Raw genomic sequence first — 11,801 nt, 5'->3', positions numbered from 1 at the left:
TGGCTTTAAGTGCTAGTATCGCAAGCGGCAAGAAATCAACTAAAAGAAGCAACAAAACACGGAGCGCTAACTGTTTGTTAATCACGGTGTCGTGGGGGCGGCACCGTCCCGCCTGGTACAACGTTGGCCCCCGGCCCGGGCGGCCGAAATTGGTTTGCTACGAAACCGGGGTGGGGGCTATCAAAGGTATCCAGCGCGGTTTTAGAGCCGAGCCTACGGTGGGGTTACAAGAAGCAGCCGAGCGTGGGCTCGGCTCTACAGGAGCTGCACTGCGCCCGGACGGCCGTGGGTGACCTGGAAGCGCGCCGCAGTACGCACCGGCGCATCCGCGCGCAGCACGCTGTCGGCGAAGCGCAGCTCGGCGTCCACGGTCTGCCGGTTCAGCTGCAGCTTCCACCAGCCGCGGCGGTCGCCGTCGAAGTAACGGATGTGCGGGTTCTGCGGAATCGATGGCCCGTAATACGGTCCATACGGTGTGTCGTCGCCGCCGCTGCTGATCGCCGGAGCGATGAATTCGGTGGCCACGACCGGCGCACTGGCGGCATCGAAGTCCAGCTTCAGGTCGTTGACGAAGGTGGAATGCCAGTCCCCGCCCAGCACGATGGCATTACCCTGCCCACCCGCCTGCATCGCCTGCAGCAGGCGGTTGCGTGCCGCCGGATAACCGTCCCAGGCATCGTTCCAGAAACGTTCGCGCGGCTTGCCGCCGTCCAGCCGCAGCTGCGCCATCAGCAGCTGCTGCACCACCACGTTCCAGCGCGTGCCGCGTGCGGCCGCCATCGACTGCGCGAACCAGGCTTCCTGGCCCACGCCCAGCATGCTCATGCGCGGGTCCAGGGCCGCCTCGCAGCGCGGCGACTCGCCCACCCCACAGGGGTTGGCCGGACGGAACTGGCGGCAGTCGAGCAGGGTCAGCTGTGCCAGATCGCCGTAACGCAGGCGCCGATGCACGCGCAGGCCACCGTTGCCCGCAGGCGTGCCGCGCATCGGCAGGTGCTCGTAGAACGCGCGGTAGGCCGCCGCGCGGCGAACGATGAAGTCCTCCGTCGAGACGCCAGGCTTCTCCGGATGGATGCCGGAGTAATCGTTCTGCACTTCGTGGTCGTCCCAGATCACCGCGAACGCGTGTGCGGCGTGCGCGGCCTGCAGATCGGGATCGAGCTTGTACAGCGCATACTGGTTGCGATAGCGCTCCAGGCTGACGGTCTCGCCGCTGAAGCGCCCGGCATCCAGCGTGCGTCCGCGCGCATTCTGCAGCGGGCTGTATTCGTACAGGTAGTCACCGGCATGCAGCACCAGGTCGACGTCGGTCTGCGCGATGTCACGCAGCACCGGGTAGTAGCCGCTGTTCCAGGCCTGGCAGGTGCACAGTGCCAGCCGCAGCTGCTGCAGCTGCGTGTCCAGCAGCGGCGCGGTGCGGAAATGACCGACCGCGCTTTCCTCATCGCCATCGCAGGCGAAACGGTAGTAGTAGTCACGGCCCGGGCGCAGGCCGTTGACCTCCACATGTACCGAGTGCGCCAGCTCGGGCACCGCCGCGGCGACACCACGCTGCACCAGCCGGCGCATGCCCGGGTCTTCGGCCACGAACCAGCGCACCGGCACCGCCCGCGACGGCATGCCGCCGCCGTTGAGCGGGTCCGGCGCCAGCCGCGTCCACAGCACCGCTCCCTGCGGATCCGGATCGCCGGCGGCGACGCCCAAGGTGAACGGATCACGTCCCAACCGCGGGCGTGGGCCGGCCGTAGCCAGCCCCGGCATCGCTGCCAGCGCGATCGCCGCTCCCGTACCCTGCCACGCCATGCGCAGCAGGCGACGACGGCTTTCCGGATCGACTGGCCCGCGCATCAGAAGTGCACGGTAGCGGTCGCCATCACCTGCCGCGGCGCGCCCACCTGCATGGTCGCCAGGCTGCGGGTCGGGTCGGCGGCGTAGGTGCCGTTGGTGTTGATCGAGGACAGATAACGCTTGTCGGTCAGGTTGGTCAGGTTCAGCGCCACGGTCAGGTTCTGTGCCGGGCCGAGCTTGCCGAAGTCATAGGCCGCCGAAGCGTTGACCAGCCAGTAGCTGGGCACCGACACGTCGTTGGTATAGGTCACGTAACGCTTGCCGACATGGTTGGCGGCCAGGCGCAGGTCCCACGGGCCCGGCGTCCAGGCCAGGGTGCTGGCGAACATCCATTCCGGGGTGTCGACGGTCTTCTTGCCCCGGGTCGGCACCACGCCGTTGTTCACGTAGTCGTTGTCGTAGGTGCTGTCATTCCACGACAGCGCGTTGGACCAGGTCAGGCCCTGCATCGGCTTCAGCTGCAGGGTCGCCTCGGCGCCGCGGCTGGTCACCGAACCGACGTTCGAGAACAGCGCCGGGCAACCGAGGATGCCCACGCACTGCGCGATGGCCAGCAGACGGTTGTCGAACTTCACGTCGTACACCGCCACCGAGGCTTCATAGCCCTGGCCGTAGCCGCGCCAGCCCAGCTCGAGGGTGCGCGACTGTTCCGGCTTCAGGTTCTTCGCGCTGGCATCGAATGCGGCCTGCGGTACGTTGAACGGGCTGCCCACGCCCAGCGCATAGGCGGCGATGTTCTTGGCGAACGAGCCGAAGATCTCGTTGCCTTCGTTGAGCTTGAAGTTGAAGCCGGCCTGCGGCAGGAAACCCTTCTTCGAGGTCAGGCTGCTGTTGCTGGCATAGCTGCCCAGCGGCGTGCGCACGCGGGTGCGGGTGTTCGGTGACTTTGCACCGATGTCGATGGTCAGGCGGTCATCGAACAGGCGGAAGCGGTCCTGCACGTAGAACTGGCGGGTGATGGTGGTGTAGCGCTGGTGCCACACGCGCTGGTCCGGATTGCGCAGGAAGAAATCGTCGGTGATCGGGCCGTCGATGTAATAGAAGTTGCGCTGCACGCTGTGGCCGTTGTCTTCGTACCACAGGCCCGCTTCCAGTTCGTGGCCCGCCACGTTCCAGGTGAACGCTGAGGTCACGCCCGTGCGGTCGATCGCATACTCGGTGGTGCGGATCGAGATCGGGATCTCGCGGCTGGTGCCCGGGTTCGACGGATTGGACGGGCTGAACCAGTGGCCCTGGCCACGGTTGCTGTGGTTGTAGACGTTCACCTTCAGGCGCATCGACTCGTTCAGGCCGAAATCGCCGGCAATGCTGGACAGATCGTCATTGCGCAGGCCGTGGCCGGAGTAATACGCGTCCCACGGGCTGTTGACGCCGCCGCTGAACGTGCCGCGTGCGGCGGCCACCGCGCGATCCCAGTCCGGGGCGTAGTTGTCCCAGTCCCAGCCCAGGCGATCGATCATCTCCAGCGACAGGTCCTGGTAGTCGGCCTCGACGCGGCGCGATGCGTTGAACAGTGCGGTGATCCTGCTGTCCGCACCGAAGTTGTAGGTGGCCTTGCCGTTGAACTGCTTCAGCTCCTGCGAACCCTTGCCCTTCCACTTGTCGCCTTCTGAATACACGCCGGACAGGTAGGCAGCGAAGCCCTGATGTTCACCGGTCTCCAGGCGCGCATAGCTGCGGCGCGCACTGTCGCTGCCGAAGCTCTGTGCCAGCACCACGCCATACTCGGTGGACGGATCGATCGAATAGAACTGGAACACGCCGCCGAGGTTGCTGGTCGACGGCGTGCCCAGCGCACCGATGCCGGTGGAGACTTCGGCACCGCCCAGGTTCTCGCTGATCACCGCGCGGCTGATGTGCAGGCCATTGCTGTTGCCGTAGGCCATGTTGCCCAGCGGAATGCCATCGAGCGTGTAGCCCAGGCGGTTCTGGTTGAAGCCACGCAGGCTGATGGTGGTGGACCATTCGTAGGCGCCGGTGGCATCGGCCGATTCGAAATGCACGCCCGGCTTGGTCGCCAGCAGCTTCAGCGGGTTGGCGCCGGGCGGCAGCACCTTCATGTCCTCGGCGGTCACGCGCTGCACCTGCCGGGCTTCGCCGCGACCGATCACCGAGATCGAATCGAGCGTGGTGGCCGACTGGGCATCAGTGCCGGGGGCGGTTTCAGCAGCGGCCAACGAGGGGAGCGAAGCACAGACCAGCAAGGCCAGCAGATTGCGGCGGAGCGGAGCGTGGGACGACATGGGGGCGGATTCCTTGGGCACGCTGGACGCCGAAGGGCGGCGTCGAAGGGCAGCAGCGGCGGAATCGTAGAAGCGTCGCGTTACATGTCATTTACACGCCACATACGGAAGATGGGCGTTTCGAATGGTTTGCCGACCAGGAGGTGGTGCCGGCCGGCGGCCGGCACGGTCGTTACTCGAACGAACCGACCGAGTCGTGAGCCAGGTTGTCGAAGCGGGTGTATTCGCCGAAGAACTTCAGCTTGCACGAACCGGTCGGGCCACCACGGTGCTTGCCGATGATGATCTCGGCCAGGCCCTTGTCCGGCGAATTTTCCTTGTTGTAGTAATCATCGCGGTAGATGAAGACGATCATGTCCGCATCCTGCTCGATTGCGCCCGATTCGCGAAGGTCGGCCATCACCGGGCGCTTGTCGGTACGCGTTTCCAGCGAGCGGTTGAGCTGCGACAGCGCGATCACCGGCACGTGCAGTTCCTTGGCCAGGCCCTTCAGCGAACGCGAGATTTCCGAGATTTCCGTCGCGCGGTTCTCGCTGTTGCCCGGCACGCTCATCAGCTGCAGGTAGTCGATCACCACCAGGCCCAGGTCGTGCTCGCGCTTGAGGCGGCGGCACTTGGAACGCAGCACTTCCGGCGACACGCCTGGCGTATCGTCGATGAAGATCTTGGTTTCCTTCAGCATCTTGATCGCGCTGGTGACGCGGCTCCAGTCCTCGTCTTCCAGCTGGCCGGTACGCAGGCGCTGCGCGTTGATGCGGCCGTTGGAGGAGATCAGGCGCATCGCCAGCTGCGAGGCCGACATTTCCATGGAGAACACCGCCACGCCCTTCTTCGACTTGATCGCCGCGTACTCGGCGATGTTCAGTGCGAACGTGGTCTTGCCCATGGCCGGGCGCGCGGCGAGGATGATCAGGTCGGTCGGCTGCAGGCCGGCGGTCATCGCATCGAAGTCGTTGTAGCCGGTCGGCAGGCCGGTGATGTTGCCGCCGTTCTCGAAGCGGTTGCGCAGCTCCTCGAAGGCATCCTTCAGCGCGCCAGGCATGGCCACGAAGTCGGTACGTCCGCGTGCCCCCTGCTCGGCGATGGCGAACACGCTCTTTTCCGCCGATGCCAGAAGCTCGCTGCTGTCACGGCCTTCGGGCTGGAAGCCATCGTTGACGATGTCGGTGCCGACCTGGATCAGCTGCCGCAGCACCGCCTTGTCACGCACGATCTCGGCATAGGCCACGATGTTGGCCGCCGATGGCGTAGTGCTCGCCAGCTCGATCAGGTAGGCGCCATCGCCCACCAGCTCCAGCTTGCCCTGCGATTCGAACCACTCGCCCAGGGTCACCGCGTCGAACGGCCGCTCGCGCTCGGACAGTTCGCGGATCGCGCGGTAGATCATCTGGTGGTCGCGGCGGTAGAAATCACCCTCGGTCAGCTGATCGTTGACCCGATCATAGGCCTCCGGCGCCAGCATCAGGCCCCCCAGCACCGCCTGCTCGGCTTCCACCGAATGCGGCGGCACGCGCAGCTGGTCGATACGCGATTCGTCGCGATCGCGATCGAAGCCATCACCGCGCTCTCTGCGGTTGGAACGGAAGCCGGAACGAGCGGACATGCTGCGGTGTTTCCTGCAAAAGTGGGCCGGACGAGTGTAGTCATGCGCCGACCCCGGCAGCCATGGACAAGCCTGTGGATAAGCCGTGGAGAAACGGGGGATATCCGCCAGTGCCTGGCCACTCTGGCGCGGGGGCGTCGCAGTGCCTGCGACGGGCGCCGTTGCGACGCCCGAGTTGAGCATTATCGCAGATCAGGCCACCAAGGTCGGATTCCGTGCAGCGTACGCGCTCTGGCCCGCTTAGCGGGGCGTGGGGTCAGAGCCCGTCGCTGCGCGCCGGGATCCGACCCCGGGCGTGGTTGGGGTCGGATCCCTCTGCAACGCAGAGCGCTCTGACCCATCGGCCTCAATCGCCCTTCACGTGCACCGCGATCAGTGCCAGGAACCGGTCCACGTAGCTCTGCAGGAACTTCTGCGTGCCCTCGTTGTGGATCGTGCCGTCGGCATCGATCAGGCCGTCCTTGAAGTGGATGAACGCTTCGGGCTGGCCGAGCACATGCATGTCCAGAAAAGCCAGGCTGATGCGCAGGTGCTGCTGGGCCACGGCGGTACCGATCTGGCCGATGGAGGCGCCGATCACCGCCGCCGGCTTGCCGGCAAACGCACTGTCACCGTACGGGCGCGAGCCGATGTCGATGGCGTTTTTCAGCACGCCCGGCACCGACCGGTTGTATTCGGGGGTCACGAACAGCACCGCGTCGGCGGCACGCACCTGATCCTTCAGCCGGGTGCCCTGCGGCGGGTACTGGCCATCGAAATCCTGGTCGTACAGCGGCAGATCGCCGATCTGCACGTACTGGAAGCGCGCGCGGTCGCCAGCGATCTTCTCCAGCGCATGGGCCAGCTTGCGGTTGCAGGAATCCTTGCGCAGGCTGCCGACGAACACGGCGATGGTAGGGACGGACATCGGGACATACTCCTCACGGTGCGGGAGGCCCAGCCTAGACGCCGGGCCCGTGTCGTCCGGTGAAGATCAGCCGCCGGTCACGCCGGCCCGCACCTGCCGCCAATGCGCCTGCCAGGCTTGGAACATCAGCACGTTCCACAGGTGGGTATGCCACTTGCGCTGCCCCCCCAGGAACTGCTGCCACAGCGGCTGCACCGCCGACGCCGACAGCACTCCCTCGCGCTCCAGGCGTGCCGGCTGCAGCAGGTCTTCGGCCCACGGCCGCAGGTCGCCCTTCAGCCAGTCGCTGACCGGCGCACCGAATCCGCGCTTGGGCCGGTGCACCATCGACTGCGGCACGTAGCGGCCAAGAACCCGCTTGAGCAGCACCTTGCTGGTGGTTTCGCTGCGCTTGAAGCCCAGCGGCAGCGACCAGGCGAACTCGGCCACGCGCCAGTCCAGCAGCGGCGCGCGTGCCTCCAGGCTGACTGCCATCGAGGTGCGGTCGACCTTGCACAGCAGGTCATCCGGCAGGTAGGTCACGTAATCGGCCAGCATCATCGCGTCGGCCGGTGTGCCGGCGCCGTGCAACGGATCGGCCAGGTCGTAGAAGCTGCCGGCAGCCTGCGCGCCCGGCACTGCCGCCGCCGGATCGCGCCAGCGCGAGATGCGGTTGCGGTACACGTCGCCGATGCCACGCGCGCCGGACTCGGCCAGCAGCGCGGCCAGTCCGCCGGTCCGCGAGGCCTCGCCCTGCTGCTGCGCGCGCGCGCCCATCCAGCGCCGGAGCGGGCCCGGCACGCGGCCCAGCATCTGCCAGTTGCGCAGTGCGCGCACGTAGCGGGTGTAGCCGAAGAACAGCTCATCACCGCCGTCACCCGACAACGCCACAGTCACGCCCTGACGCGCCAGGCGCGCGACCAGCGCGGTCGGCACCTGCGAAGCGTCGGCGAAAGGTTCGTCGAACATTGCCGGCAGTTGTGGCACGACTGCCAGTGCATCCGCGCCGCTGACGTAGAGCTCGGTGTGGTCGCAACCCAGATGCGTGGCCAGTTCCCTGGCCAGCGGTGCCTCGTCGTGGCCCGAATCGGTGAAGCCGATGCTGAAGCTGTGCACCGGCTGCCCGCTCTGCGCCTGCATCAGCGCGGCCACCAGTGACGAATCGGTACCACCGGACAGGAACACGCCCACCGGCACGTCGGCCACCATTCGCAGCGCGACCGCATCGCGCAGCAGCGTGTCCAGCTGTTCCTCGGCCTCCTCGATGCGACCCTGGAACGGGGCCGCCAGCGCGGCCTGCATGCGCGCACGCGCATCCCAGTAGGGGCGCTGTGCCTGCTCCGGGCGGTGCGCGGCCGCACCCGCCGCTACGGCTTCGGCGTCCAGCCGAAGCACGCGCCCGGGCATCAGCTTGTAGCAGCGCTGGTGGATGCTGTGCGGTGCAGGAATGTAGTCCAGCCGCAGCAGCAGCGTCAGTGCATCCCGGTCGATGTCGTTGTCGAACGCCGGGTGCTGCCACAGCGCCTTCAGTTCAGAGCCGAACACCAGCCTGTCACCCGCCCAGCCGTAGTACAGCGGCTTCTTGCCGACGCGGTCGCGGGCCAGCCACAGGCACTGCTGCTGGCGGTCCCACAGGGCGATGGCGAACATGCCGTTGCAGCGCTGCAGGGTGTCCTCGATACCCCACTGCAGGATCGCTGCCAGCAGCACCTCGGTATCCGAATGGCCACGGAAGGTGTGCCCCAGCGGCTCCAGTTCGGCACGCAGGGCAGCGAAGTTGTAGACCTCGCCGTTGTAGGCCATCACGTAACGGCCATCGGCCGAGGCCATCGGCTGATGCCCCAGCGGCGACAGGTCGAGGATGCTCAGGCGGCGATGCGCCAGCGCGATGCCGGCCGTGGCGTCGACCCAGCTGCCGCCATCATCCGGCCCGCGGTGGTGCAGTGCCTCGCCCATGGCCAGGACCTGCGCCTGCAGCACCTCGGCCGACGCCACCGGCGCCGGCAACAACATTCCCGCCAATCCACACATGCATCAGGGTTCCTGCGCCAGTTCAAGGGCGGCGCCAATCACTGCATTGTCGCTTGGAAGCCCGAACATTGCTGCCCCCGCCAGCGGGGTATAGGTATCGGCACCGCAGACCCGGCGCAGCGGCAGGTGGCCGAAACCGGCCTCGACCAGTGCGGTGACCACCCCCTCGCCTACTCCGCCGCTGTGGCGTCCTTCGTCCAGTACCAGCACCCGCCGCGCACTGGCGGCCTGGGCGGCAATGAAGCCGGCATCCAGTGGCACCAGCCAGCGCAGGTCCACCACCCGCACCTCCCAGCCCAGCTGCTGCTCGATGGCCCGCGCCGCACGCAACGCCATCGGCACGCCATTGCCGTAGGTGTAGACCACCAGGTCGCCAGCCTCCGGCGCGTACACACGACCCTCGCCCGGCACCAGCGCCTGGCCCTGGGCCGGGTAGTCGAACAGCCACTGGCCGTCGCCGGGTGCGTGCAGGTCCTTGCTCATGTACAGCGCGATCGGCTCCAGGAACACGGCCACGCGCCCATCCACCCGCGCCAGCGCCGCCAGCGTGCGCAGCATCATCACGGCATCGTCGCCGCGCGATGGGCAGCCGACCACCAGCCCGGGGATGTCGCGCAGCGCGGTGATCGAGTTGTCGTTGTGGAAATGGCCACCGAAACCCTTCTGGTAGCCCAGCCCGGCCACCCGCACCAGCATCGGGTTGCGGTACTGGTCGTTGGAGAAGAACTGCAGCGAACAGGCCTCGCCACGCAGCTGGTCGATGGCGTTGTGCAGGTAGGCCAGGTACTGGATTTCCGGAATCGGCAGCATGCCCATGTTGGCCAGGCCCTGTGCCATGCCCAGGATCATGGTCTCGTCCAGCAGGGTGTTGAACACCCGGCGCGGCCCGAAGCGGCGCAGCAGATCCTTGGTGACGGTGTAGACACCGCCCTTCTGCGCCACGTCCTCGCCGAACAACAGGCTCTGCGGATACTTGGCCAGCAGTTCCTGCAGGCCATGGTTGATCTGGATCGCGAGATGCCGCGGCGCCTGTCGTTCGGGCAATGCCTCGGCATCGCCATAGAGTGCCTCGCGCGCTTCGGCAGCGACCTCGCGTTGCGCTTCGGCCTGCACCGCTGCGGGCGTGTACGGTGCCAGCGGCGCCATCACCTCCCGCAGCGACTGCAGCTTCGCACTGCCTTCGGCATCGGCGGCGGCGGCCATGCAGCGCGCGCGCATCGTCTCGTAGGCCACTTCGATGGCGGCCGCATCCATCCAGCCTGATTCAAGTGCGATCTGCGCCGAACGCAGCAGCGGGTCCTGGGCTTCGGCTGCACACAGCTCCGGCAGCGCGCGCCATTCCACTTCAAAGTCGGTACCGGCATGGCCCATCAGGCGCGTGGTGCGCAGATGCAGGAAGGTCGGCCGCCGGGTGCGCCGGCAGTGCTCCACCGCCGCCTGTACCTGCGTGTGGCCGATGGCCAGATCCAGGCCATCGGCAAAGAAATAGTCCAGCCCCGGCTGATGGCTGAAGCGCTCGGCGATCCAGCCGTCAGGGGTCTTCACCGAGATGCCCAGGCCGTTGTCCTCGCAGACGAACAGGATCGGCGCCGGCAGCTTCTGGTAGGCCGACCACATCGCGGTATTGAAGGCGGTCTGCGCGGTGGCGTGGTTGGCCGAAGCATCGCCGAACGAGCACAGCACGATGCTGTCGGGCGGAACCGGCAGCGCCTGCCCCAAGCGCTTGCCACTCTCGATGGCCAGCGCGGTGCCCAGCGCCTTGGGCAGGTGCGAGGCGATGGTCGAGGTCTGAGGCAGCACCCACAACGGCTTGCTGCCCCACACCTTGTGGCGGCCACCGCTGGCCGGATCCTCGGCACTGGCGGCGAACGAGAGCGCGGAATCGCGCAGCGGGTCGATGCCCGGCACCTGCCGAGAACGCTCGGCCATGAAGGCGCCGGAACGGTAGTGCAGGAAGGCCGGATCGGTATGACGGCAGGCCCGCGCCAGCAGCGCGTTGCCTTCATGGCCGGAGGAACCGATGGTGTAGAAGACCTTGTTCTGCACGCGCAGTACGCGTGCCATCAGGTCCAGCTGGCGGCTGACCAGTTGCGACTCGAACAGTTCACCGAACGCGGCGGCACTGAGCGTACTGTCCGGCAGGATCGGGGCATCCGCTGCGGGTCGCGGGCGTGGCGTACCGCGCCAACCGCGCACCGCCTCGAGGAAATTGACATCGCACACATCGGCGCGGTTGAGCACGCGCATGCGTGCGGGGATCGGATCGGGAACCACAGCGAACATCGAACACCCTCCGTGTCGTTGTTGCGTTCGGCCGGGCCTGCCCCGGCGTTACCCTGTTCGGATCACGCGGCTTCGAAGCGCGCGCGCACCTCGGCCGTCACTGCCGGCATCGGCAGGAAGCGTGGCTGCTCGCGCACGCGCTGCAGCCAGGCGCGAACTTCCGGGAACGGCTCCAGGCTGATGCCGCCCTCGCCCGCCACATCGGTATAGGCGAACAGCGCGATATCGGCGATGCCGTACTCGCCGCCAGTGAACCACTGTGCCTGGCGCAGGTGCTGCTCCATCACTGCCAGTGCAGTGGCGGCACGCTCGTGCAGGCGCGGCAGTTCGGCTCGGCGCGGCGAATCGGGCGCGGTCCAGCCGCGGATGAAGCGCGCCACTGCCACACAGGGCTCATGCGTGTACTGCTCGAAGAACATCCAGCTCAATGCCTGCGCGCGCTCCCAGCCATCGTTGGGCAGGTACGGCGTGCCTTCTGCCAGCCAGAACAGGATCGCGTTGGATTCGGTCAGCACGCGGCCGTCGTCGCGCACGATCAGCGGCACCTTGGCATTCGGGTTGAGCGCCAGGAATTCGGGCGTGTGGGTCTGGCCATGGGCACTGTCCACCTCCACCCAGCGGTAACGGCTGCCGAGCTGCTCAAGCAGCAGCCGGACCTTGTGGCAATTGCCCGAGACCGACATGCCATGCACCGTCAGTGGGACGCGCGCTTCCACCATTGCCTGCTCCATCGAATCCGGCCGGCGGCCGGCTGCGTGCAGTCTGGCAAGTGCGCCAGGGAATGCCAAGCGCGGGTGCAGCATGCCGACAATCTGTAGAGCCGAGCCCCCCCGCCGCGGGCCTTTTCGGCCAGCACCCGAGCACGGGCGCGGCGCTTCACCGGGGGACGGGGCTGGGCGCCCGGGTG

7 protein-coding genes are annotated in these 11,801 nt (G+C 67.2%); all 7 read right to left on the bottom strand.

What is annotated here, in order from left to right:
- Positions 1–255 precede the first annotated feature (255 nt).
- The gene (locus QRO91_RS19750; RefSeq protein ID WP_197633733.1) at positions 256–1,848 is read right to left on the bottom strand and encodes an alkaline phosphatase; all 1,593 of its coding nucleotides are present in this window, start codon (positions 1,846–1,848) and stop codon (positions 256–258) included.
- Positions 1,848–4,091, bottom strand: a complete 2,244-nt coding sequence (locus QRO91_RS19745; protein WP_197633734.1) for a TonB-dependent receptor — start codon at positions 4,089–4,091, stop codon at positions 1,848–1,850. The genes QRO91_RS19750 and QRO91_RS19745 overlap by 1 nt, the downstream gene beginning before the upstream one ends.
- Positions 4,092–4,263: 172 nt before the next feature.
- Positions 4,264–5,694 carry a replicative DNA helicase gene (locus tag QRO91_RS19740; RefSeq protein WP_005410278.1) on the bottom strand — a complete coding sequence of 477 codons (1,431 nt, stop codon included), beginning with the start codon at positions 5,692–5,694 and terminating at the stop codon, positions 4,264–4,266.
- A 346-nt stretch (positions 5,695–6,040) separates the two neighbouring features.
- A complete protein-coding gene (locus QRO91_RS19735; protein WP_197620681.1) occupies positions 6,041–6,601 on the bottom strand; it encodes an NADPH-dependent FMN reductase in 561 nt (186 codons plus the stop codon).
- Positions 6,602–6,667: 66 nt separating this feature from the next.
- Positions 6,668–8,611: an asparagine synthase (glutamine-hydrolyzing) gene (gene asnB / locus QRO91_RS19730; RefSeq protein WP_049429418.1), complete on the bottom strand. Its 1,944-nt coding sequence runs from the start codon at positions 8,609–8,611 to the stop codon at positions 6,668–6,670.
- A gap of 3 nt (positions 8,612–8,614) precedes the next feature.
- Positions 8,615–10,894, bottom strand: a complete 2,280-nt coding sequence (locus QRO91_RS19725) for a transketolase C-terminal domain-containing protein (protein WP_049429419.1) — start codon at positions 10,892–10,894, stop codon at positions 8,615–8,617.
- Between the two features lie 62 nt (positions 10,895–10,956).
- Positions 10,957–11,613 (bottom strand): glutathione S-transferase family protein, encoded by a 657-nt coding sequence (locus tag QRO91_RS19720; RefSeq protein ID WP_049429433.1) that lies wholly within the window; start codon positions 11,611–11,613, stop codon positions 10,957–10,959.
- Positions 11,614–11,801 lie beyond the last annotated feature (188 nt).

Source organism: Stenotrophomonas maltophilia group sp. Smal32 (assembly GCF_030237085.1).
Lineage (GTDB): Bacteria > Pseudomonadota > Gammaproteobacteria > Xanthomonadales > Xanthomonadaceae > Stenotrophomonas > Stenotrophomonas maltophilia_Q.
Note: the sequence above shows the minus strand (reverse complement) of the source record. Positions and strands in the feature narration are given on the sequence as shown.

Excerpts from the sequence above, each read along its gene's own strand:
- QRO91_RS19745 (WP_197633734.1), bottom strand. The coding sequence starts at position 4,091 with ATGTCGTCCCACGCTCCGCTCCGCCGCAATCTGCTGGCCTTGCTGGTC.
- QRO91_RS19725 (WP_049429419.1), bottom strand. The coding sequence starts at position 10,894 with ATGTTCGCTGTGGTTCCCGATCCGATCCCCGCACGCATGCGCGTGCTC.
- QRO91_RS19735 (WP_197620681.1), bottom strand. The coding sequence starts at position 6,601 with ATGTCCGTCCCTACCATCGCCGTGTTCGTCGGCAGCCTGCGCAAGGAT.
- QRO91_RS19750 (WP_197633733.1), bottom strand. The coding sequence starts at position 1,848 with ATGCGCGGGCCAGTCGATCCGGAAAGCCGTCGTCGCCTGCTGCGCATG.
- asnB (WP_049429418.1), bottom strand. The coding sequence starts at position 8,611 with ATGTGTGGATTGGCGGGAATGTTGTTGCCGGCGCCGGTGGCGTCGGCC.
- QRO91_RS19720 (WP_049429433.1), bottom strand. The coding sequence starts at position 11,613 with ATGGTGGAAGCGCGCGTCCCACTGACGGTGCATGGCATGTCGGTCTCG.
- QRO91_RS19740 (WP_005410278.1), bottom strand. The coding sequence starts at position 5,694 with ATGTCCGCTCGTTCCGGCTTCCGTTCCAACCGCAGAGAGCGCGGTGAT.